At 64.4% G+C, this 23,495-nt stretch carries 17 protein-coding genes, 1 tRNA gene and 2 pseudogenes; 9 read left to right on the forward strand and 11 right to left on the reverse strand.

Features of this window, described 5'->3' with window-relative positions; all coding sequences use genetic code 11:
• Positions 1 to 79 precede the first annotated feature (79 nt).
• On the forward strand, positions 80 to 1,039 hold the full coding sequence (locus tag AC3WSN_RS24085; RefSeq protein ID WP_492541427.1) for an aliphatic sulfonate ABC transporter substrate-binding protein: 960 nt from the start codon (positions 80 to 82) through the stop codon (positions 1,037 to 1,039).
• Positions 1,040 to 1,086: 47 nt separating this feature from the next.
• Here AC3WSN_RS24085 and paoC read toward each other — a convergent pair whose 3' ends face one another.
• The 5 genes from paoC to AC3WSN_RS24110 form a co-directional block, all read right to left on the reverse strand.
• On the reverse strand, positions 1,087 to 3,306 hold the full coding sequence (gene paoC, locus AC3WSN_RS24090; RefSeq protein ID WP_492541429.1) for an aldehyde oxidoreductase molybdenum-binding subunit PaoC: 2,220 nt from the start codon (positions 3,304 to 3,306) through the stop codon (positions 1,087 to 1,089).
• A gap of 3 nt (positions 3,307 to 3,309) precedes the next feature.
• The gene (locus AC3WSN_RS24095; protein WP_492541431.1) at positions 3,310 to 4,260 is read right to left on the reverse strand and encodes an FAD binding domain-containing protein; all 951 of its coding nucleotides are present in this window, start codon (positions 4,258 to 4,260) and stop codon (positions 3,310 to 3,312) included.
• Positions 4,257 to 4,844: an aldehyde dehydrogenase iron-sulfur subunit PaoA gene (gene paoA / locus AC3WSN_RS24100; RefSeq protein ID WP_492541433.1), complete on the reverse strand. Its 588-nt coding sequence runs from the start codon at positions 4,842 to 4,844 to the stop codon at positions 4,257 to 4,259. The genes AC3WSN_RS24095 and paoA overlap by 4 nt, the downstream gene beginning before the upstream one ends.
• Positions 4,845 to 5,193: 349 nt before the next feature.
• Positions 5,194 to 6,297, reverse strand: coding sequence for a tartrate dehydrogenase (locus AC3WSN_RS24105; protein WP_192709625.1), 1,104 nt, complete (start codon positions 6,295 to 6,297; stop codon positions 5,194 to 5,196).
• Positions 6,298 to 6,400: 103 nt separating this feature from the next.
• Entirely contained in the window at positions 6,401 to 8,320 is a 1,920-nt protein-coding gene (locus AC3WSN_RS24110; RefSeq protein WP_492541435.1) for a chloride channel protein, read from the reverse strand.
• Between the two features lie 316 nt (positions 8,321 to 8,636).
• Here AC3WSN_RS24110 and AC3WSN_RS24115 point away from each other — a divergent pair.
• A tRNA-His gene (locus AC3WSN_RS24115) sits at positions 8,637 to 8,713 on the forward strand.
• 248 nt (positions 8,714 to 8,961) lie between these two features.
• Here AC3WSN_RS24115 and AC3WSN_RS24120 read toward each other — a convergent pair.
• Positions 8,962 to 9,224 (reverse strand): annotated as a pseudogene (locus AC3WSN_RS24120) (IS630 family transposase); the annotation flags it as partial.
• 421 nt (positions 9,225 to 9,645) lie between these two features.
• Entirely contained in the window at positions 9,646 to 10,842 is a 1,197-nt protein-coding gene (locus AC3WSN_RS24125; protein ID WP_492541437.1) for a hypothetical protein, read from the reverse strand.
• 711 nt (positions 10,843 to 11,553) lie between these two features.
• Between AC3WSN_RS24125 and AC3WSN_RS24130 the strand changes: the two genes are divergently transcribed.
• Positions 11,554 to 12,375: a 23S rRNA (adenine(2030)-N(6))-methyltransferase RlmJ gene (locus tag AC3WSN_RS24130; protein WP_492541439.1), complete on the forward strand. Its 822-nt coding sequence runs from the start codon at positions 11,554 to 11,556 to the stop codon at positions 12,373 to 12,375.
• A gap of 2 nt (positions 12,376 to 12,377) precedes the next feature.
• Here the strand turns inward: AC3WSN_RS24130 and AC3WSN_RS24135 are convergent, their stop codons facing one another.
• A complete protein-coding gene (locus AC3WSN_RS24135; RefSeq protein WP_492541441.1) occupies positions 12,378 to 12,548 on the reverse strand; it encodes a hypothetical protein in 171 nt (56 codons plus the stop codon).
• A gap of 370 nt (positions 12,549 to 12,918) precedes the next feature.
• On the opposite strand from AC3WSN_RS24135, the gene AC3WSN_RS24140 reads away from it, so the two are divergent.
• From AC3WSN_RS24140 to AC3WSN_RS24165, 6 genes and pseudogenes are all read left to right on the forward strand, one after another.
• Positions 12,919 to 14,772 (forward strand): ribonuclease H-like domain-containing protein, encoded by a 1,854-nt coding sequence (locus AC3WSN_RS24140; protein ID WP_492541443.1) that lies wholly within the window; start codon positions 12,919 to 12,921, stop codon positions 14,770 to 14,772.
• Entirely contained in the window at positions 14,751 to 15,794 is a 1,044-nt protein-coding gene (locus tag AC3WSN_RS24145; RefSeq protein WP_492541445.1) for an adenylosuccinate synthetase, read from the forward strand. The genes AC3WSN_RS24140 and AC3WSN_RS24145 overlap by 22 nt, the downstream gene beginning before the upstream one ends.
• Before the next feature lie 1,192 nt (positions 15,795 to 16,986).
• On the forward strand, positions 16,987 to 17,172 hold the full coding sequence (locus AC3WSN_RS24150) for a hypothetical protein (RefSeq protein WP_492541446.1): 186 nt from the start codon (positions 16,987 to 16,989) through the stop codon (positions 17,170 to 17,172).
• A gap of 325 nt (positions 17,173 to 17,497) precedes the next feature.
• A complete protein-coding gene (locus AC3WSN_RS24155) occupies positions 17,498 to 18,550 on the forward strand; it encodes a P63C domain-containing protein (protein ID WP_492541448.1) in 1,053 nt (350 codons plus the stop codon).
• Between the two features lie 30 nt (positions 18,551 to 18,580).
• Positions 18,581 to 19,428 (forward strand): annotated as a pseudogene (locus AC3WSN_RS24160) (IS1 family transposase); the annotation flags it as partial.
• A gap of 264 nt (positions 19,429 to 19,692) precedes the next feature.
• Positions 19,693 to 20,037: a restriction endonuclease gene (locus tag AC3WSN_RS24165; protein ID WP_492541450.1), complete on the forward strand. Its 345-nt coding sequence runs from the start codon at positions 19,693 to 19,695 to the stop codon at positions 20,035 to 20,037.
• A 69-nt stretch (positions 20,038 to 20,106) separates the two neighbouring features.
• Here the strand turns inward: AC3WSN_RS24165 and AC3WSN_RS24170 are convergent, their stop codons facing one another.
• The 3 genes from AC3WSN_RS24170 to AC3WSN_RS24180 form a co-directional block, all read right to left on the reverse strand.
• Positions 20,107 to 21,072: a hypothetical protein gene (locus AC3WSN_RS24170; RefSeq protein ID WP_492541452.1), complete on the reverse strand. Its 966-nt coding sequence runs from the start codon at positions 21,070 to 21,072 to the stop codon at positions 20,107 to 20,109.
• Between the two features lie 525 nt (positions 21,073 to 21,597).
• Complete coding sequence (locus AC3WSN_RS24175; protein ID WP_492541454.1) at positions 21,598 to 21,891, reverse strand: helix-turn-helix transcriptional regulator; 294 nt, start codon at positions 21,889 to 21,891, stop codon at positions 21,598 to 21,600.
• A gap of 380 nt (positions 21,892 to 22,271) precedes the next feature.
• Complete coding sequence (locus AC3WSN_RS24180; RefSeq protein ID WP_492541455.1) at positions 22,272 to 23,435, reverse strand: tyrosine-type recombinase/integrase; 1,164 nt, start codon at positions 23,433 to 23,435, stop codon at positions 22,272 to 22,274.
• Positions 23,436 to 23,495: the final 60 nt, after the last annotated feature.

Consider the following 23,495-nt stretch of genomic DNA (forward strand, 5'->3'; position numbering starts at 1 on the left):
GGATGGGCCTGCCGTGATTCATGGGCGGCCGGTTCGTGCAGGGCCGAGCGCCCGCCTTTCTGCCGAAGGAGATCTCCGCGTGACGACCACACGACGCCGGGTCGCGGCCCTGCTTGTTGCCCTCGGCGCCGGCCTCGCGACCGCGACGGGCGCGGCCGCGCAGGCGGCACCCAGGGAGTTTCGGATCGGCTACCAGAAGGTCGGCGTGGTCGTGGTGGCGCGCCAGCAGGGGACCATCGAGAAGCGCTTGGCGCCGCAGGGCATCGCGGTGCGCTGGGTCGAGTTCCAGGCCGGACCGCCGCTGCTCGAAGCGCTCAACGCCGGCAGCCTCGATTTCGGCTTCGCCGGCGACACGCCGCCGGTCTTCGCCCAGGCGGCCGGCAGCACCCTCGTCTATGTCGGCGCCTCGGTGCTGTCCGGCGACGGCGAGGCCATCGTGGTGAAGGCGGGCTCGCCGATCCGGACGGTGGCCGACCTCAAGGGCCGAACGGTCGCGGTCGGGCGCGGCACCAGTTCCCACAACCTGCTGGTGACGGCGCTCGAGAAGGCGGGCCTCAGCGTCTCCGACGTCAAGCCGGCCTACCTGCTGCCCTCCGATGCCGGCCCCGCTTTCGCGAATGGCAGCGTCGAGGCCTGGGTGATCTGGGATCCGTATCTCGCCCTGGCGCAGGCGCAGAACGACACGCGGATCCTCACGACCTCCCGGCAGACGCACGCCGTGTCGGACTTCTTCCTGGCCAGCCGGACCTTCGCCGACCGGTATCCCGGGATTGTGACGGCGGCCGTAGAGGGCATGGCGGAGGCGGCTTCCTGGGCGGAGGCCCACCGGGATCAGGTGGCGCAGGCGCTCGCGACCGTCACGGGCGTGCCGTACGCGATCGAGAAGGGCGTCGCCGACCGCACCGAATTCGGCGTCGGCCCGGTCACGGAGGCGCTCCTCGCCAAGCAGCAGGCGACGGCCGACCGCTTCCACAGGCTCGGGCTGATCCCGCGCGCCATCCAAGTGCGGGACGCGGTCTGGACGCCGCCCCGGACCTGACTCATCGGGAGACGGGGACATCCGCCGTGGACGTCCCCGCGTGACGCTCAGGCCGCGTCCGGCATGCGCTCGAGGAGCTTGTCGAGGGTGATCGGGTAGTCGCGCACGCGGATGCCGGTGGCGTTGTAGATCGCGTTCGCCACCGCGGCGCCGACCCCGCTGATGCCGAGTTCGCCCACACCCTTCGCCTTCATGGGCGAGGACATCGGGTCGACCTCGTCGAGGAAGAACACTTCCTGGTGCGGGATGTCGGCATGGACCGGCACCTCGTAGCCGGCCAGGTCGTGGTTGGCGAAGAAGCCGCGCTTGGTGTCGACGGCCAGCTCCTCCATCAGGGCCGCGCCGGTGCCCATGACCATGCCGCCGATCACCTGGCTGCGGGCGGATTTCGGGTTGAGGATCCGCCCGGCCGCGCAGACCGCCAGCATCCGCCGGACCCGCACTTCCGCGGTATAGGCGTCCACCGCGACCTCGACGAAATGCGCCCCGAAGGTCGAGACCTGCTGCACCTTCGAGATCTTGCCGAACTCGATCGCGTCCTCGGCGACCAGCTCGCCGTCGGCCGCGGCCTGGGCCAGCGGGATGGCGCGGTTGCCGGCGCGGACCTCGCCGTCCTCGAACACCGCGTCGGTGGCGTTGAAGCCGAGCTTCTGCGCGACGGCCTCCCGCAGCTTCACGCAGGCCGCGTAGACGCCTGCGGTCGACGAGTTGGCGCCGAACTGGCCGCCTGAGCCCGACGAGACCGGGAAGTCCGAGTCGCCCAGCCGCGCCACGACGCGGTCGAGAGGCACGCCCATCATCTCGGCCGCGGTCTGCGCGATGATCGTGTAGCTGCCGGTACCGATATCGGTCATGTCGGTCTCGACCGTGACTCTGCCGTCGCGATCGAGCCGCACCCGGGCACCCGACTTCAGCACCATGTTGTTGCGGAACGCCGCCGCCATGCCGAGGCCGATGAGCCGCTGGCCCTCCCGGACCTGCCCGGGCTTCGGGTTGCGCTTGGCCCAGCCGAACTTCTCGGCGCCGAGCTTCAGGCAACCGACGAGGTCGCGGTGCGAGAACGGGCGGTCCGGCTGGTTCGGATCGACCTGGGTGTCGTTCCGGATGCGGAATTCCACCGGGTCGAGGCCGAGCTTCTCCGCCATCTCGTCCATGGCGACCTCGAGCACCGCCAGGCCCGGCGCCTCCCCCGGCGCCCGCATGGCGTTGCCCTCGGGCAGGTCGAGGCGCGCGAGCTTCATGGCGGTCAGGCGGTTCGCCCCCGCGTAGAGGAACTTGGTCTGGTTCACCGCCGTCTCGGGATCGCCGTCCGGCAGGTTGCCGGACGTGCTCTCGTGGGCGATCGCCGTGATGGTGCCGTCCTGGGTCGCGCCGATCCGGACCCGCTGGATCGTGGCCGGCCGGTGGGTGGTGTTGTTGGCGATGAGCGGGCGCGTCAGCGCCACCTTCACGGGCCGCCCCGCCGCCTTGGCGGCGAGCGCCGCCAGCACCGCGTCGGCGCGCACGAACAGCTTGCCGCCGAAGCCGCCGCCGACGAACGGCGCGTCGAGCCGGACCTTCTCCTTGGGCAGGCCGAGCATCTTGGCGAGGCTGCCATGGCCCCAGCCGATCATCTGGTTGGAGGTCCAGAGCGTGACCTTGTCGCCGTCCCAGGCCGCGGTCGTGGCGTGCGGCTCCATCATGGCGTGGCTCTCGTCGGCGGTCGAGTAGGTCGCGTCGAGCGTCACGGGGGCCTGCGCGAACGCGACCTCGAAATCGCCGACCCGCTCCTCGCCGTCGCCGCCGCTGCCCTCACCGCTGTCGGCCGGGACCGGCTTGGCCGATTTCGCCGCCTCGGCGAGATCGAACGCGCCGTCCTCCGGGGCGTACTCCACCGCGACCAGGAAGGACGCCGCCCGGGCCTGCTCGAAGGTCTCGGCCACCACCACGGCGATGGCCTGATGGTAGTGCTGGATCACGTCGCCGCCGAACAGGTAGGCGACGTTCATCACGCCGCGCTCGATCCGCGGCGTGTCGAGGGTGGTGACGATCGCGATGACGCCGGGGGCCGCCTTGGCGGCCGCGGTGTCGATCCGGCGCACGCGGCCCTTGGCGATGCCGGCGCCGAGCACGTAGCCGTAGGCGGCGTTGGGCGCCACGTCGTGGCGCTCGTAGGCGTAGGGCGCGGTGCCGGTGGTCTTGTACTTGCCGTCAATGCGGTCGGTGGGCCGGCCCACGACCTTGAGGCGGTCGATCGGGTTCGGGCCCGCGGGGGTGTCGAACTTCATGGCTCAGGCCCTCGCTTGGTTGAGCGCGGCGGTCAGCGTCCGCTCGGCGAGCGTCAGCTTGAAGGCGTTCTCGTGGGTCGGCTTGGCGTCGGCGAAGACCCGGGACGTCACGGCCTTGGCGCCCTTCGGGAGATCGGCCTCGGCCGCCTCCACCCGCCAGGGCTTGTGGGCGACGCCGCCGAAGGCGACGTGGCCGCTGCCGTCCTTGCCCAGGATCGCCGCCACCGAGACCAGCGCGTAGGCGTAGGAGGCGCGGTCGCGGACCTTGCGGTAGATATGCGTGCCGGCGACCGGCTTCGGCAGCGTCACCGCGGTGATGAGCTCGCCGGGCTTGAGGTTGGTGTCGCGCTGCGGCTCGTCGCCGGGCAGGCGGTGGAACTCGGCGATCGGGATGCTGCGCCCGCTGCCGGAGGCGTCAACCGTCTCGACGGTGGCGTCGAGCACGCGCATGGCCACCGCCATGTCGCCGGGATGCGTGGCGATGCAGGCCTCGCTGCCGCCGATCACCGCGAGCGACCGGTTCACGCCGTCGAGCGCCGCGCAGCCGGAGCCCGGCTGGCGCTTGTTGCAGGCCTGCGCCGTGTCGTAGAAATACGGGCAGCGCGTCCGCTGGAGCAGATTGCCGGCGGTGGTCGCCCTGTTGCGCAGCTGGCCCGAGGCCCCCGCGAGCAGCGCCCGGCTCAAGACCCCGTAATCCTTGCGCACCCGCGGATGGGCGGCGAGGTCGGTGTTGCGCACCAGCGCGCCGATGCGCAGGCCGCCCGCTTCGGTCGGTTCGACCGTGTCGAGGCCGAGCCCGTTCACGTCCACGAGGTGGCGCGGCGTCTCGATCTGCAGCTTCATCAGGTCGAGCAGGTTGGTGCCGCCGGCGATGAACTTGGCGTCGGGCGTGGCGGCGACGGCCGCGGCGGCTTCCGCCGGCGTGCCGGGGCGCTCGTAGGTGAAGGACTTCATGCCCGCGCTCCCGCGACCTCGGTCATCGCCTCGACGATGTTGGAATAGGCGCCGCAGCGGCAGATGTTGCCGCTCATGCGCTCGCGGATCTCGGCCTCCGTCAGCTGGGGCGCGGCCTCGAGATCCGCGGTCACGTGGCTCGGGATACCGGCCTTGATCTCCTCGAGGACGGCCACGCCCGAGCAGATCTGGCCCGGCGTGCAGTAGCCGCACTGGTAGCCATCGTGCTTCACGAAGGCCGCCTGCATCGGGTGCAGGTGGTCCGGCTGGCCGAGCCCCTCGATCGTGGTGATCTCGGCGCCTTGGTGCATGACCGCCAGCGTCAGGCAGGCGTTGATGCGCCGGCCGTCGACGATCATCGTGCAGGCGCCGCACTGGCCGTGGTCGCAGCCCTTCTTGGAACCGGTCAGGTGCAGGTGCTCGCGCGCCGCGTCGAGCAGGCTGGTCCGGGTGTCGAGTTCGAGGTCCCGGCGCTGGCCGTTCACCGTCAGGGTGACCTTCGCGAGGACCGGTTCGTCGGTCCGTACGGCTCCGGCACCTGCGCCCTCGGGCGCGCCGGCCGCGGCGGCGGTAGCTCCCACCATCAAGTCTCTCCGGTTCAGATCATCACGTCGCGAACGCTGCACCCCGATCTCCCGGCCTGGGGCAGGAGAGAGGACCGGCACGGGCCGGCCCGTCGCGGGCGGGATGCCCCCAGGGAAACACCGACACCCTGGATTTGCTCCAAGGTATGGCGCGCGGGCGCGATGATCAGGGGGGCAGGCGCGTCTGCGGCGTTCCGGCAGGAGGGCGCGCGCGGCCGGTCCCGGCGGAGAACCCCGCGCCGGGACGACGATCCTGTCTGCTGGCTCGTGCCCGCGCCGCCCCGGGACGACGCGCTGTGCCCTCCGGGGCGACGGCGGGAACCGGAGATCGGCTAGGAGAGGCCGGGGCCTAGCCCAACGCCTCCGCCACCGCCTTGCCGCAGGCCTCCGTATCGGCGTTGCCGCCGAGGTCGCGGGTCCGCAGCGTCCGCTCCGAGAGCACCCGCTCGATCCCGCTGACGATCTCGGCGGCCGCGGCGTGCTCCCCGAGATGCTCCAGCATCATCGCGCCCGACCAGATCTGGCCGATCGGGTTGGCGATGCCCTGGCCGGCGATGTCGGGCGCCGAGCCGTGGACCGGCTCGAACACCGACGGGTGCACCCGCTCCGGGTTGATGTTGCCCGACGGCGCGATGCCGATCGTGCCCGTGCAGGCGGGCCCGAGGTCCGACAGGATGTCGCCGAACAGGTTCGAGGCCACCACCACGTCGAACCGGTCCGGGTTCAGGACGAAATGCGCGGTCAGGATGTCGATGTGGTACTGGTCCCACCGCACATCGGGATAAGCCTTGGCCATCTCCTTCACCCGCTCGTCCCAGTACGGCATGGTGATCGAGATGCCGTTCGACTTGGTGGCCGAGGTCAGGTGCTTGTTCGGGCGCTTCTGGGCCAGCTCGAAGGCGAATTTCAGGACCCGGTCGACCCCGTGGCGGGTCATGATCGTCTCCTGCAGGGCGAATTCCCGGTCGGTGCCGGCGAACATCCGGCCGCCGGCATTCGAGTACTCGCCCTCGGTGTTCTCCCGGACCACCCAGAAGTCGATGTCGCCCGGCTTGCGGTCGGCCAGCGGGCACTTCACTCCCGGCATCAGCCGCACCGGGCGCAGGTTGGCGTACTGGTCGAACTCGCGCCGGAACAGGATCAGCGAGCCCCACAGGGAGATGTGGTCGGGCACCCGCTCGGGCATGCCGACCGCGCCGAAATAGATCGCGTCGTGGCTCTCGATCTGCGGCTTCCAGTCCTCCGGCATCATCCGGCCGTGCGTCTCGTAGTAGTCGCAGCTCGCGAAATCGAACCAGTCGAGCTGGAGGCTGAAACCGTGCCGCTTGGCGGCCTGCTCCAGCACGCGCACGCCCTCGGGCACCACCTCCTTGCCGATGCCGTCGCCGGGGATGACCGCGATGCGGTAGCGGCGCTGCTGGCCGGTCTGCGGGCTTGTCTCTTGGCCGGGCATGGATCCTCCACGGGTTGCGGCGTTCGGGCCTTGCGGACCCCTGTTTGCAGGCGCCAGGGTGATTGTTGCTCGCCTGTGTGCGGTCAACTCCCCGGCCTGACAATCAGTCGGTTTCCCCCGCCATGGCCCGGCGCTGGCGGTCGAGTTCGTCGCTGTAGCGCTTGAGCGTGTGGCTCTCGGTGAGCAGGCCCAGCACCCGGCGGGTCTCGGGCCCGTCGACCACCGCGAGCGCCTCGCTCTCGGTGCGGTCGAAGGCGGCGGCGGCATCCTTGGCGTTCATGCTGGGCGTCAGGAAGTCGCCGGTGTGGAGCAGCAGGTCGGCGAGCACCGGCTGGGCGTCGGCGGCGGCGTCCCGCGCGGCCGCGTGCGCCTCGGGGACGTTGACGATGCCGGCATAGCGCCCGCGCCCGTCGACCGCGATCACGCGGGAGGGCGAGCCGAGCGGATGCGCCCGCAGGAAGGTGGGCAGCGGCGTCTCGACCGCCACGGTGCCGGGGTCCCGGCGCATCAGCCGGCCCACGGTCAGCGAGCGGATCCAGCCGACATCGTGGGGGCTGCGGATGCTCTCGCCGCGCAGGTGGAAGCGCCAGGTGGCGAAGGAGTAGCCGAAGGTCTTGCGCACGGTCAGCGAGGACGCGATCACCGCCGCCAGCACGACCCCGGTGATCGGCAGGCTGCCGGTGACCTCCAGCGCCAGGAACGTCATGGTCAGCGGGCCGCCGATGATCGCCACGGCGAGCGCGCTCATGCCGATCACCGCGTAGGCCAGCGGCGTGAGGCCGAACTGCGCGAGCGGCGGCACCAGCTCGGGGGCCAGGGCCGCGAACAGCTTGCCGGCGATGGCGCCGAGGAACAGCGAGGCGAAGAACAGGCCGCCCCGGAATCCGGAGCCGATCGAGATCGCCGAGGCCGTGGCCTTGGCGGCGAACAGAGCGGCGAGCGCCGCGATCCCGTGGCCCTGGCCTTCGGCGGCGAAATGCATGTGCAGGGCGCCGTGGCCGCCCGAGAGCACCTGCGGCGTCGCCAGCAGGGCCAGGGCGCCGACGCACAGGCCTCCGAAGGCCGGGGCGGCCGCCCGCGGCAGGCCGGAGGCCTGGACCAGCCGCTCCACCAGGGTCACTCCGCGCATGATCAGGATGCCGAGGGCCGCGCAGACCAGCCCGAGGGCGAGGCTCGGCAGGATCTCCATGCTGGTGACGTGCGAGGTCGTGACCGCCTGCATGTCGCCGAGGTCGACCAGCGGCTGCGTCTCGATCAGCGACCGGGAGACGAGGTTGCCGCACAGCGCCGCGACCACCACCGGCGTGAGCGTGGCGATGGAATAGGTGCCGATGATCAGCTCGAAGGCGTAGAACGCGCCGGCCAGCGGTGCGCCGAACCCCGCCGCGATCGCGCCGGCCGCGCCGCAGCCGACCAGCGTGCGCAGGTCGCTCCGACGCACCTCGAAGGCGATTCCCAGCCGCGAGGCGAGGCCGGAGGCGATCTGCGTGTAGCCGGCTTCCAGGCCCACCGAGGCGCCGCATCCGTTCGAGATGACGTTCTGCAGGGCGAGGTAGACGCTGTCGCGCAGGGACATGCGGCCGCCATGCAGGGCATTGGCCTCGATCGGGTCGATCGCCGGGCGCTTGCGGGGCCCGCGCAGATAAGCGGCGGCGAGGATCACCAGCCCCAGCAGCGCGCCGCCGAGGCAGGGCCCCACGAGCAGGAGCGTCGGCGTCACGGCGTCGGCCGCGCTGAGCCGCGTTCCCGCGGGCAACCCGTAGAGCAGCTCGCGCAGGGTCTGGGTGAGCCAGGTCATGGCGGAGACGGCAATCCCCGAGACGCAGCCGACGAGCGTCGCGAGCGCCACGAGGCCGCCCTCGCTGCGGCGGACGAGGCTGCGCAGCCGTCCCGGGGCCTGGACGAGACCCGCACCGGTCCAGCGCCGACGGGCGCGGCGGCCCGGCCGGGCCTGCGCCCGCCCTGGCTTTTCGGCGGAGGCCTGCTCCCCGCCCGCGGCCGCCGCTGGCTGTCGCGCGCTCACGGTCCGTCTCGTCGCCCCCGGCTCGGCGCGACGCGGTCCCAGCGACGCATCGGCCTTCCGATCGCAGTTAGAGCCCCGGCCGTCCACGTTGCAAACGCACCCGCCCCGGCGGAGCGCGGCTCCGGACCCTGGTGCGGGGCAGAGCCGCCGGGCCATGCCGGCCATCCGGTCGCCCGCGTCGACACGGCGTGACGTCGCGGCCGCCGCATTCCGCGCAGGGCCCGGGCGCCGAATTGGCCCTGTGTCCACCGGCCCCACATCCCCGTGCGCGGATGCCTTGAAAACTGCCGCGGGCCACGATACACCGCCCGCCAGTGCCGCCGTAGCTCAGTTGGTTAGAGCACCAGATTGTGGATCTGGGGGTCCCCCGTTCGAGCCGGGGCGGTGGTACCATCAATTTCGTTCGGCGTTGAAAGGGGTTGGCGCATCGCCAGCCCCTTTCAATTCCTCATCCTGCTTACCAGAGATAAGTTGCAGTAAGCGCACAGCAAGCAGACTGCTTTGGCCTTCATGTTTAGGGCGGCCTAGTTGAGGCGTTCGCTGTCGTGACCGATGGCGCATCTTGAAGTCTAATCTCGCAGAGCGGTATCGTGCCGAGGAAACGGTTAAGCGGTAGCCCATCGTTCGGATGTGAGTGATAGAGCGCAACTATCGCACAACTTGCGCGGGAAGAGATGCGGCTTCTGCTCGGAGATCCTCAGGATCAGCCCCGCATGCGCCTCGATGGCGTGCGAGGTGTGATCACCGCCCATTGGATTGGGCGCGACGTGACCGTCTGGGGCAGACTGCCCGCACCAGCAGCTGGCGCTGGACACGGTGACCCCAAAGCGAGCGGCGGCGCGATGACAGGAGGCACCGGCAGCTACGACAGCTCGCGCAGGTCCACAGACAACGGCGAAGGCATGGACAAATTTCTTCGTCCGTCAACACGCCACCCGCTGGCTCGTCCCCAGCGGCGCGGGACAGGCTCCAACTCATATTCGGCGGCGCCGAAATCACGCTTGGGGACCTTTCCAGTGTGGCCGTGGAAACGCTGCGGGCCGGCGCCGGCAAACAGGTCTGCTCCAGTCTTAGCTGACGCTCCAGGTGGAGGCGAGCTAGTGCGCAGATGCGGTCGGATGCTGCCGGGCGCCTTTACTAAACCCCTGACATCTCGACGCAATTTTTCATCTGGCGTGTAAGTTTTGATTGCGTCTACGTCGAGTTTAGCCCGTTAGGTCTGCCGATCGCTCCGACTCTGCTAGTTCAGTGCCGATCTGCCCGTCAAATCCGGCTTCCAAATGCCTCGGCGTGGCGCGGCGCCTCCAGCACTTTCTGCACCATTCCTACCGGGAGGTGTCACGGGATGGTGCCACAGCACGCCTTCCATTGCCTCCATTAGGCACTGCATGCAGCTCAGCATCCAGCTTGCGCAGGTTTAAGTTCAGTTCTTCGATTCGAGTCTTTGCTCCTTCTAGTTCCTGACGCAATCGCTCCGTATCTTTCGGTCTCGATGCTAATTCAGCAACCTGCTCTCTGAGAGTCTCAATGGCTGTCTTTATAGACTTCACCTCATCGACAGAACTCTTTGCGTCTACAGCTACGTCCTTGTAGGTGGTGGCCACGGTTGTCGCGAGCGAGACAGCGGACATCACGTTCGCCTTAACCGATTCGAAGAAAGAGAATAGTCCGACGACGGTGCCGGCCACCGCTAGGGCGCCCAGGCCTACGAAGATTTGATTCTGCCGCTGCGCCCTCGTTGCGGCCCTCTCAGCTCGAGCTGCCTGCGCCTTCGCCTCAGCGACAGCTACAGGAATTGAGCTACGAATGGGCTGGTTCTTGTTTGCCTTGTCGAAATAGACTTCAGGCGTCATACGGCTTTTTCGCCGCTCCCAATCTGCTAGGCGTGAATGGTCGCTGTTGCCCTCCGGTGCCGCGCCGATGTCAGGCGCGTATGAGGTCTTTGTAAACTCTACCCAGATAAAACCTTCATCGCCGCGAATTGTGTATGGATCCGACGTCAAATTATGGAGTGGGACAAGAAGATTGCCTCGGAAACCTGGGTCGACAAGCGGACCTGTTCCAAGCAGTAGGCCGCGGTGAACGTGCTGAATTCTCAAATTAAATCGCACGCCGATGTAACGCGGCAGCAGAAACTCAGACTCCATCTCAACATAGCTAATCGAATTGGGCGGGAGGGTGAATGTCTGAGATTTCGAGATAGTTTCGACGATCTTGTCGCCGGCGTCATTCCATCGTATGAATATTTTACCGAATCCAACCTCGTAAGATGCAGCCTTTACTCGGTCCTTCTCGTCATAAAACGGAAATATGAGACCGACTTTGTCGACATAGGCTCTTATATGCTCATCGGATAGAAGCGTACGTGGCACATCGACGAGCGGGTCGACGTCGTGATAGCGATTCCATTTCGCGACTGCCTCGTCGTAAAGTTCCGAGGTCGTTTTCTCGTTCGATCCCATCACCTTCCGGCCATCCTCATTCGCGCCACTCACTCTTCCGGTTGCCACTACACCTGTCATGAATCTATCGTACTACGCTTGGCTCTTGTCTCTCGCCCTCGGCATAATAGCCGCGCTGCTTACCCTGCTCCTAGGGACGTTGACGATTCGCGGCTCCGCTGGGGATGCCGCTAAACTGCTGTCCCAACTGCCGACAAGGCCCATGAGCGATGATGCCACCTCGCGCGAGCGCGACAGGGGCGCTGCTCGCAAGGAAGCTCTGGAAATTTCACGACGCTTAGCAGCTCCGGGATTATTCCTACTGAGCGTAGGATTCGGTCTGCTGATCTGGTCGTTCGTGCTGCTCAGCCTGTCGCTCCCCGCACTCCGCTAGTCGCTTCCGGATCTCGTTAGGAACACTTATCAGGTGCCTTGCACTCACTCGGCCCGCTCAATCACCCGCGTTGACGACTCGAAGCGAGCGTTCCTGACAAGTTAGTCGCTCCCGTCCCCACGGCACTTGTGCCCCATCATAGATCCCAGCCACGGCTAGCAGTCGGCGCCCTCGCGCCGCAGAGCGGTTGACGCAAGCCGTCACAGTTCATCATCCGGGTAACCCACTTGTGGCATCGCGACGACCTGCACGGCGGGCCTGTCCGACTCGCTGGTGGAATATGGTGGTCGTAGCAATGAGCCCCAGTGGGCGCCCTTGCTACCGGCTGGTGCGAGCAGGGCTCGTCTTCGGCAAAGCAAAGGGGCAAGTCAGGCCCGTCAGAAGAAGGCACGGAAGCGATGAACTATCGGCACGCCTATCATGCCGGGAATCACACAGAAGTTTTCAAACACGCGGCGCTCGTGCTCCTGCTGGAACATTTCCGGCTAAAGCCTAAGCCATTCATGGTTCTCGATACTCATGCCGGCATTGGCGTTTACAACCTCCAATCGGCCGAAGCTGAAAAGACTAAGGAGGCCGAGGAGGGCATTAGCCGGGTCATCAGCAGCAAGCGCCCGGAGCTGAGGTCCTATCTAGCGTGCGTTTCCGACTTCGTGCAGCGCGGAGAATATCCCGGCTCCCCGGCTATCGTTGCCAAACTGCTGCGTCCGGCCGATCGCTTAATCGCTTGCGAGCTTCATCCAGCGGATGCATGTTCTCTCAGGAGGAACATGGCGAGCACCCCTTGCGTCGCAGTGCATCATCGCAACGGCTACGAGGCTGTCGGCGCGTTCGTACCGCCGGTCGAGCGTCGCGGGTTCGTCTTCATGGATCCTCCTTTCGAGTCTCGCGACGAGGCCGTCAGGCTTGGCCACACTTTGGTGCGCGGCGCCCGCAAGTGGCCGACCGGTTGCTTTGTTGGATGGTACCCGATCAAGGACAACCTCATAGGTGACACAATCTCCAATACCTTAATTGCGACAGGTCTCCCGAACTGCCTCCGCGCAGAGTTCCTGCGGCATCCAATGGATGGTACGCGCTTGGCCGGCAGCGGGCTTGTTTTGGTGAACCCGCCCTGGCGTACAGACGAAGCGCTACGGGAACTAAACGTCGGTCTCAAGCATGCCTTCGGCTACGCCGGGCGAGAGTCCGCCGTCGAGTGGCTAACACCCGCGATTTGATACTAATGGTCGCGTTCGCCTGTGCGGCGCTCATCCTCCGTTGACGCATGGATCGCGACGATCAGATCTCGCCATCTGCACGCAATCTCGACGTGACCACGCAAGAGGGCCCTGTCGGCCCGTGCGTCGATCTCTGCGAGCGCGTTTTCCACGCCGAGTTTGCGGCTCAGCATGGCGCCTCGGTGCCAAGCTGAAGGAGGAATTTCAGGAGTACATGGGCCACCATGACCACCTATTGAGGCGACACGCACCGTCACGTTACGAATTCTTTCTTCAAACAAAATTCTAGACATTACGCGCCCGTCTCACATGCCGTGTGGATCTTAACTCCGTCGAAGGGTGGAGCACTTAGCTGTTGAGTAGGAAGCTTTGGCAGTTGACCCTCGCTCGATCGGGGATCGAAGTCCATAGCCTGGATCTGCCCACGTCGGGCGTACGAAGATGACGGTGGGAACCATGGGGGACGCCGAGGCACAGGAGGCTCTGTGGGTCGACTTGCCCAGCTCCAAACGGTCCGCTCGAATGAGCCGGCCGGTTCGTCCAATGGCTCGCGTAGCGCTTGTTCCACCGGAGCTCGCGCTCGCCTTGCGCCATCCCGAAGGCGCGCTGTTCCTCGACGTCGAAACGACGGGCCTCAGCCACTACTATGACGACGTCACGCTCGTCGGCTTCGAGAAGGATGGGCAGTATCGCGTTTATATCGCGGGCGATGATCCCGACGAGCTCAGGGAGGCACTCGCCGATGCGACGGTCCTGATCACGTTCAACGGCAAACTGTTTGACGTCCCCTTTTTGCGCAAGACGTTTGATGACCTTCGCCTGCCACCGCACCACCTAGACCTCCGTTTCGCTTGCCGTCGCGTAGGCCTGACGGGAGGGCAAAAGGCGATTGAGAGACAACTTAATCTCAAGCTGCGCGAAGGTATTGAGGGGTTCGACGGCGCCGCGGCAGTGATCCTCTGGCATCGATATCTGCGCGGAGACTTGTGCGCCTTGCGCGAGTTAATCGACTATAACGAGGCCGATATCCACGGTATGGTGGAAATCGCGGATCACCTCGTCGAGGTATTTGGGATCGGTTCTGACCTACTCGGGACCGGCGCGTCTTTCTGCTCCCGGCGCCGCGGGACCCCAGGCCTCGCAACCAGCACTGTTCTGCCATGCCCCTCGCGCCTTGCCCGCACGGCTCCAAAATTCCGGGAGCTATTTCGCATTGCGTCAAGCGCTAAGGTGGTCGGCATCGACTTGACCGGCTCCGAGTCCAAGCCGTCTGGCTTTGCTGTCCTTGATGGACATACGGCAAGAACGGACATGATCGCGGGAGACGACGCGCTCGTTGCAGCCACCGTGGCAGCGGCGCCTGCGGTTGTTTCTATCGATTCACCGCTTTCCTTGCCGAGAGGCCGGACGTCGGTCGATGACAACGACCCCGGCCGGGTACGCTTCGGTATCATGAGGGCATCCGAGCGGACGCTGAAGCGTCGGGGGATCAATGTTTATCCCTGCCTTCTGCCCAGCATGCAGAAACTGACGGCACGCGGCATCCGGCTGGCGGATCGTTTCCGTGCGCTTGGCATCCCGGTGATCGAGAGCTATCCAGGTGCCGCGCAGGACATTATGGGGATCCCGCGTAAGGGTGCGGGCGAGCAATGGTTGCGGCTCGGCTTGGAGGAATTCGGCCTCGACGGGGCGTTCACGCAGGAGGCTGTGACCCATGACGAACTGGACGCAATCACCTCCGCGCTGGTCGGGACCTTCTTCCTCGAGGGCAAGTACGAGGCCTTGGATGGCCCCGAGGAGAATGCATTGATTGTTCCCGATGTCAGGGCCTCACGCGAGGGCTTGATCGTCGGCCTGAGCGGCCGGATCGCCGCGGGTAAAACGACAGCAGCCCGAATGCTCGAAAGCCGCGGGTTCGCGTATGTTCGCTTTAGTATGGTGATCGACGACGAGATACGTGCCAGAGGTTGCGAGCCTGATCGAGCCAGCCGTCAATCCGTTGGCATGGAGATACACGAGACCAAGGGGCAGCGGTGGCTATGTGAGCGCGTCCTTGAAAAGATAGGCGCGAGTGCATTTGCCGTCGTCGACGGACTGCGTTGGCCGGAGGATAGGACGACGTTGGCCGAGCGGTACGGAGGTAGATTCGTCCACATTCATCTCGACGCGGCCCCCGATATCAGGGAGGCGCGCTATCGTCAGGATGGAATACAGGGACGCGCCTTCGAGGAAGCGGACGCCCAACCTGTCGAGCAAGCAATTGATGAATTGGGGCGCCGAGCCTCGACGACGATTGTGAACGAGGCCTCATTGGGAGAATTAGAATCTAGAATGATGGCGGTCATCAGTGGGGTCGACGGGAGCGTCGGTGAGGCATGCCTGTATCGGTCGTTGTAGGCGGTCAGTTCGGATCGGAAGGCAAGGGTAAGGTTGCGCTTGAAATCGCCCGCCGCCAGCACGCCGCCGCGGTCGTCCGGGTCGGCGGCCCGAACTCGGGTCATACCGCTGTGGACGCCAAGGGGCGTGCCTGGGCTCTCCGGCAACTTCCCGCCTCGATTCTCACCCCTAATGTCGTGGCCGTACTTCCATCCGGCTCAATCATCGACCCAGAGATCTTACTGGCCGAAATCGCCCAGCTGGAACTTGGGCCAGATCGCGTTTACCTCAGCCCGAGTGCGACCCTCGTCACAGCCGCAGACGTAGAGTCTGAAAGCCGGGCGGGGCTGATTCAGCGGATAGGATCTACAGGATCGGGAACGGGCGCGGCCCTGATGAGGCGCATGGCGCGTGGCGGCGCCCTCCCGATGTTGGCAGAGGACCACGGCGCCCTAGCGCCGTATTGCCGAGACACAACGGCGTTCATGCGCGGCCTGCTCTTGAAGCAGGCGAGGATCGTGATCGAGGGTACCCAGGGCTACGGATTGTCCCTCCTGCGCGGCGAGTACCCCAAGGTAACAAGCCGCGACACCACCGCAGGCACATTCATAGGCGAGGCCGGATTAAGCCCGCTGGATGTGGACGACGTGACTCTGGTCATCCGCACGTATCCGATCCGTGTGGCTGGCGACTCGGGTCCTCTCCCACGCGAGATCACGTGGCGCGAAGTCGCCCGGCGCGCCGGCCTGCCAAACGACTACGTAGAGCTGACGACTGCCACGAGAAAGGTACGCCGTATTGGGGAGTTCGACGAGCGGGTCGTTCGCCAAGCCATCGCCGTCAACCGACCGACGCGTGTAGTTCTCAACCACTTCGATTACGTCGATCCGGGGGTTCGGGAGGGCAGCTTCACCCGCGAAGCGCTCAACTTCTTAGAAGAGGTCGTGGAGCGAGGGATTGGGACGATGGTGGACTGGATCGGGACCGGACCTGCCGAGCTAAGTGAACGATCAGAACTGCTCGGAGCCGCAAGTTCGAAGTGAGCTCCCCAACCGGCGTACAGAAAGGCCCTCACTGCGTGGGTAAGCCCTGCCGCATGCCTCGTCTGTCCAACGATCCAAAAGTGGCGGCAAGAGCCACGCCGGAAAAGCAACGGGTACACAACTGGCAAAGGGCCTAACGCCTCTTCAAGCCCCCTCAGAAGAGCGGCTGTCTGCGCGCTCGCTGGTGCCGTACGATTTAGGTGGTGGTAGATCACAAGGGACTGCCCCCGCTCCCAGAAGAGTCGCAGCTCGTCCTTGAATATGAATTTCCCACCTTTGGAGCCCGTGCGCGCCGTTGCCGCCGTCCCGATCCCATTGTCGGGATCAAAGAACACCAGGTCTGCCGCTTCCGTTGCTGCCAGGGCGGAGCGAAGCCAAGCCTCCCGGTAGGTTGCTCGCCTCACACCAATCGACCTACCTTCGACCGCCGTTCCCGTCGCGAAATCCCCAAAGTACAGCGTTTCGTCCGGGAACAATCCGCATCCCTCGATTGCAGCCATTGAGCGGCGGCCTGACGCAACTAAGTCACGGAGCGTCCGGTGAAGCTCGGGATCAAGGCAGGCGTAGGCCGCGTTCCCAAGATAAGCCACATGCCGGCCATCGCCGTTGTGGTGCTCGTCAGGGAACGTGCACCAAACGATCCCTAGGCGTAAGGCGGTTCTGTCGTTGGCTCCGACCAAGGCGCGAAGAAGGGCGTATTTCCCATAGTCCCCGACGTCGCCTACATACCTATCTTGCATGTTAATTTTTGTACTTTCTCTAGAGCATTGTTGAAGCCCTGAGTCCGTCCGGCGCAGGCCCAGAGGTTTGCTGGTCGCAGTTCCTTCAAGGAGCTAGAGCGCTGTCCGCTAAGGTGAATGCCCGCTGGGCGCAAGAGAGAGCGTCAAGGCAAGAGCTTAGAGGCGTACTCCAACGCAACGCCATCGGGCAGGGCTCCACCCAATAAGCTCGGAGTTCCACAAATTCTACGACGTTGGGTCACCCCAAACACGTCATGGAGCGGATACCAGTGCTCAGCGTCTATCTGCCGTAGTAGCGCTACGGTAGCGACCACAGGAGCGCAGCAGCCCGGCTCGGCGGTAGCGTCTCAGGTTGAAATCTGGACGCGTCGAAGCTCGCTCCGCGTTCCCGCCCCGTACCCTCGCGCGTCCCGTCCCGCTGGCGTATGCTTAGCACCAAGCAGGAGGACGAGATGTCTTACAAGGTGACGGCGAAGCAGCTCGTCGACGTGACGCACGAGTGTCCCACTCTTGAGGCCGCACACGCGAAGGCAATGGAGCTTGAGGGCACGGGACACATAGACGTCCAAATCCGCGACCCGTCCGGCCAAGACCCACTAGACACTGGGGAGGCTGACGACTTCAACGATAAGCACTGACGTGCCCACTGGACCCAAGGGCCAGCGCTGCCCCTCCGCTGCCATCGGCAACGCCATCCGTGTGGCTCAGATCGCCACCAGGGAGGCAGAAGAGGACCTCGGCCCTGAAGGGCTTGAGAAGAACTAAGTTGCGGCCGAGATGGGCCGGAAGGGTGCCGCCGCGCGAGCCGCGGCCATGACGCCGGAACGCCGGGCCGAGATCGCACGGAAGGCAGCGGCCAAGCGGTGGGCCAAGCCGTAGCAAGCATATCTTGCCCACATGCTTGCTTGAGCGCCTATCCGGCGCTATGGTTTCTCCTGTGCTTGCTCAGGAGAGCGCCTATCCATGTCCGAGACGAAGCAAAGCAAAGGCGGCGCGGCTCGCGCTCAGAAGCTCACCCCAGAGCAGCGTTCAGAGATAGCCAAGTCAGCCGCTCAAAAGCGCTGGCAAAATGGCGCTGGCCCCGTGCACCATGCCCTAGATGAGGGCACGGTCGATTTTGTCGGCATGAAGTTCCGATGCGCAGTCCTCGACGGCGAAATTCGCGTCATTTCAGGCACCGAGTTTATGCGCGTACTCGGCATCTATCGAAGCGGGGCGCTCTCCACGCGCCGCTCTGCGGATGATGACTTTCACGTCCCCCTCTATCTCGCCCACAAGAACCTTCGTCCGTTTATCCTAGAGGATCCACGCCTCGTAGACGCCATCCGAAACCCGATCCGCTATCGAGAGGAAGGCCGTGCAGTAGCGGAGGGCATACCGGGGCATGTTCTACGGCGCATACTTAATGTCTGGGTACGTGCACATGGTGCCGGCGTCCTTGGCCCTTCTCAAGAAAAAATTGCGGCTAAAGCCAAGATACTCCTGGATGGCTTGGCAGACACAGCAATCGATGCGCTCATCGATGAAGCAACCGGGTATCAAAACCGGCGCGCACATGATGGTCTACAGAAACTTCTTGCGGCATATGTTTTGCCAGAATACCGCAAGTACGCGACCAAGTTTCCGATTTCGTTTTATGAGCAAATATATCGCGTTATGGACTGGCCGTTTGATGCCTCGTCGACCGCCAGAACTTCTTATGTGGGTAAGCTCACCAACAAATTGATTTACGAAAAGCTCCCACCTGGCGTCCATGATGAAATCAAGAGAAAGAACCCAACCGATCCGGTTACAAAGAGACGTCCCAGAAAGAATTTCCAGTATCTGACTGCAGACATTGGCGACACTCATCTAGAGCGTCAGATAACCGCCGTGACCACACTTCTGCGAGCCACGCCCACTGGCCAGTGGAAATTCTTCGAAATGCTATTCAATCAGGCGTTCCCTCCGACTCAGGGCAGCCTGTTTTTCTCGGACGAGGTAGAACGCCTGAAGAACGCTGGACGGAATGCTTGAGGTCAAGCAAAAAGTTTAGGTGATAGGGGCGTGGATGAGCTGCCCCTCGCGAAGCGCGTCCAGATCCTGAGCATGCTCTGCGAGGGCTCCTCCATGCGGTCAATCAGCCGCGTGGTGGACATATCGACCGACACCGTGTCGAAGCTGCTGGAAGACGCTGGGAAGGCGTGTGCGGCCGACCATGACGCCCACGTGCGAGGCGTCTCGGCCGAGCGGATCCGGTGCGACGAGATCTGGTCGTTCTGCTGCGCGAAGCAAAAGAACGTCGCGGCTGCTAAGGCAGCGTCGGACGGCGCGGGCGACGTATGGATGCAGACGGCGCCCGACGCCGACACGAAGCTGATCGTCTCCTATCTCGTTGGGGGCCGAGATGCTGAGTACGCGGACGTCTTCATCTCAGGTCTTAAAGACCGGCTCACCAACCGAGTGCAGATCACCACAGACGGCCACAAGGGGTACTTAGACGCCGTGGAAGAGGCGTTCGGGGCGGATGTAGACTACGCCATGCTGGTGAAGCTGTACGGCGCCTCACTGACCGGCGCACAGAGTCGCTATAGCCCCGCTGAATGCGCCGGCATCCGCAAGACGACGATGAGAGGCGCCGCGGACAAGGCGCACGTCAGCATGTCACGTCGAGCGTCAGAACCTCACCACGCGGGTGCAGATGCGCCGGTTCACGCGGCTGACGAACGGCTTTCCAAGAAGTTCGAGAACCACCACCACGCGCTCGCGCTATACTTCATATTCTCTAACTTCGTGCGCATTCATAAATCGCTCAAGGTGACGCCCGCTATGGCGGCGGGATCAGCGATCGGCCGCGGGGTATAGACGACAATGCCTTGCTGATGGATGCTGTGGCGCCTGCGGAGGGTAAGCGTGAGCGTACAAGAAGCGGATGGCATAACGACGATGAGGACAATGAGGACCGCACTGGATGCTGCTGTTACCGCAATCCTGCTGCTCGGCGCACAGACTGCCCTCTGGGCGCTGCGGTTCCAGCCGTGGCGGCCTGACTACGGGTTCGGCTTCTTGTTCACCCTTGCGACCCTTCCTCTCTCTGGGACAACCAGCGTGTTCGGCGCACTATGGATCGCGTGCCGCGTTTGCCGCGAAATAGGCGAGCGCCTCACCTATAATTCGAATTGAGACACCACCGGCTCGGCAGTTCCGCTGACGGCGGCTCCGACGGCGTGATAGACGACGATCGGCTGGGCTTCGACAGGGTATATGCCCAGGCTAAGTGCTACGCTGCGGGCTCTACCGTTTGTCGGCCGGGAGTACAGGACTTCGTTGGCGGCTTCGTGGGCATCGGCGCGGGTAACGACGTAAACATCACCACCGGGACCTTCAGTGTCAGGGCGTGCGTTCGTGCGCCATCTGGCCTAACGGGTGATCCTGGTCGACAGGGCCACGCCGGACAATCTGATGATCGAGCACGGCCTCGGTTTGCACAAGGTGCATCCCCTTGCACTGAAGTGCTTAAATGAGGGCTCCTTCGCCCAGGAGGTCGGACCGAAGACAAATCCGGCTGACTTCCGGGGGCGGTATTCCCTATTTCACACGATCCTTTTTATAGCGGCATCATCACTCCCTGATAAAATCAGAGGCCGCTTGCGCATCGACGCAGCTGACTTGTCTTTTTCGAACACCGGCTTGCGGTAATTAAGGTTTCGAGTCCAGCCAACTCGAGCCCCGTAAATTGGACCGCTATCGCGGTGCGGCGTTGAAGGTCGGGAGCGCCAGACCCGCTGGTTGACAGCCTTGAGCACGTAGGTCGATGCATCGGTAATCCAGCCGTTGCGCAGACGAGTGATCGTTTGCTTAGCTGGTCGTACATCGACCTCGCCCTTCCTCTCCAAAGTCTTCATTAACATTCGCGCGAGGCGCTCGCGGTGGCCTTCGGCGTGGACGAGAAGGTGGACATGCTCGCCGATGCTCGTCCACCCCGCCCCTTGTGCAACCCGCTTCGACTCGCGTGACCACAAGGCGGTGAAGTTCGGCAGATCGTCGTTGTCGGCGTACCACTGCCCGAGAGATCGGATGCGCCGCCGCGTCCAGGCATGGCGCTCAATCGGCGTCATCTCGTCGAAGATCCGCGGACGTAGGGTCACAAACGTGTCGAGCGGAAGGCCGATAATCTGGGCAGTGTACCAAGCGTTGCGGCCGCTGTCGTACTCCGCCTTGGAAATGGTAAGCGCCGTTCGGCAGCGGCGTCGATCGTCGCGGGTGGCCTTGCGCTTGTATTTGCGCTTCGGCTTGCGCAGACTGAACTTCTCGTCATCGTTCGCGGCAGCTCCTAAGGGATTGGTCCTTCCCTCTGGCGAGTGATTGGTGTTGAGTTCCGCTGTACCTAATAGAGGAACAGTCACCTCTCGACACGGCGACGAAGGCAGCTCATGTAATGCAAGTGCCTGCGGCTGAACGGCTATTTGATCGTTTTCAGGTGCCGATGAGTGAGCTGCCAGCGTGGCAGAATCTGGATTGCAATTCGGCACGGCGAGAGAACCATAGACCGAGGTCATCGGGATTAAATTCCTTTTGTCTTTTCGATTTCCAGAAGGGCTTTCCGAGGGGTGGGCCCTACCTTCCAAAAAAAAATTGGCCCGCACGCTCGCCAGCTCACCACTGGACAAATTCGGAAGGGAGCACTTCAAATCTCGGCCACAGGCTTGGTAACAAGTTGTGGTTCTTGCTTTCCAAGTGGTGGCGAGCCCCATCCGAGCTCGCCACCTTCGCGCTACAGACCTGCAGTAGCGATATAGCGCATCTGCATGAAGGTCAGGTTGTTTGCAGACGGTTGTCGTTACCAGCGAGCGAGACGCGCTGCTCGTTCCACTCGCGGCCAGCCATGCGGCAGTCTTGCCAGTCGATCAGGTCGCCGATCCTCCAGCCCAGCCGGCGGTCGGATAGCCGGATTGGGGTTGGGATGGCGCCGCGGCTGTGCAAGCGCCGGAAGGTCGTCACACTGAGCCCGACGAAGGCTGCAGACGCGTTGGTGGGGAGGACGCGCCGCCTGGCTACCTCTGGGGGTAGGTCACAGAGCACCCTCACTGCATAAATTCCGGCACCTCCCGGTCACCCGGGAGGAGGTAGTGGGGCTCGGCTCTGTAGCGGTACATCCACCCGGTGAGGTGCTCGTCGAGGTCGTCCAGGTACTGGATGAGGTCGCCGATGCGCCATCCGTAGCGTCGCTCGGAGAAGTAGAGCGGCTCGGGCATGGCGCCCTCGCGCTTCATTTGCCGCAGTTGGTCAACTGTGACGCCGAGGAACGCTGCAGCGTCGTTCGGACCTAGGACGCGGTGGAATGTGATGTCGATCGGGAGGGAGTTGAGGCTGGTCATCTTACTTTCCGTGTTTTCAATACGTTTTGCCCACGCGGGCGCGTCGTCGATTTAGTTGCTTATAGCTACGTTCACCGCCGAAGCGCTCTCGCGTTCGCAGTTGTCGTTGTACGAGTGCTGGCCGGCGAAGTCGTGGCGGCGAGCCGCTGGAGGAGGCATTTTGCGCTTTTTGGAGAGCATCCAGTCGCGCTGCCAAATTCGGCGCATGCAGTGAAGCTCGCCGACCGGCTGATCCTGCTTGAGCCGATAGCCATGCTTCAGGAAGGGTGGCCGCCTCGGCGCTCATCTACACTCGGAGACAAGCACCTAGGGAGAGACACTGCCACAGACGAGACACACAAAAGATCTTGCTCGCTCTTTGTTCACAAATGTAAGCCTCATCAGGAGGCTGTTAGTTTCTCAATGAATTCTGCCCAGCGGTATAGCGCGCCTCGCTTTTCGTCGCGGTACGTGGCGAGATTGTAGACTCGCGCCATACCTTCCGGAGTGTGATTTTTGATCGCGCTGATGATGTGGGGCTGCACGCCGACGTGCTCGGCCATCAGTGTGGTCGCGGTCCTGCGCAGGTCGTGCAGCGTCCAGGGCGCGAGAACGGCGCCTGCTGCTTTCAAGCGAGCGTCCAGCCGTTCCTTGCTATTGCTCCACCCGGAGAAGCCGCCTGCGCCCCGGCCGAAGACGAGCGTGCGCCCGGCAAGACGCGGCTTCTCCCTGAGCAACTGAACCGCCAGCGGAGATAGCGGGATCTCATGGGTCCGGCCATTCTTCGCGCGGGCACCGGGCAAGGTCCATATCGCAGCGTCCAGATCCAACTCGGTTTCCGCCATCTCGCCGACCTCGTTTCGGCGTTGTGCGGTGAGCAGTAACAGCCGGACCATCACGCCGTGGTCGTCGTTGCGGCATGCGTTCCACACCGCCCGGACTTCCTCCAAGGACAAGAACCGCTCACGCGGCTTCTCGTCAGCTGGCTTGTTGGTGCCTGCGACGGGGTTGCCCTCCGCGATCCCCTCGCCGATCGCCCAGGTGTAGAGGCCGGACAGTGCCGAGCGGGCACGGTTCGCGTTCACCTTGCCGGTTTCCGCAATGATGTTGAGGCGCGTGGCCACGTCCACCCGCTTGATCCCGTTGAGGGGCATTCCAGCTAATGGCGCCCAGGCCTTCATAAGATGGCGTTCAACTTCTTGGTAGGACCGCGGCTTGAGCCGGTCCTTCGCCTGCGCGAGGTATTTCGCCGTCACTGATCCAAGCGTGATGCCGGCCTGCCGCCGGGCCTCGGCCTTCTCGGCCTGTGGGTCGCTTCCAGTCTGTGCCTTGGCGAGGATGACCCGAGCCTGTTTCCGAGCGTCATCCAAGCTGAGTGTGCCCACCCGGCCAATGGTGACACGCGGTGTCCGCCCGTCCGGAGTCCGGTATTGCGCGACATACTGTCTGCTCCCCCCAGCGCTGACCTTCACTCCGAAGCCCTTCAGGGCCTCGTCCCAGAAAAGGCCATAGGGCTTGCCCGGCGGGGGCGAGAGGGCTTCAACAACCTGCCTGGTGAACCGCATCTGACCACCCTGGTAAGCGCTTAGCAAGCAACATCATGGGCACGAATGGCCATTCCCGGC

This window comes from Methylobacterium sp. FW102-HT35C08 (genome assembly GCF_058790235.1).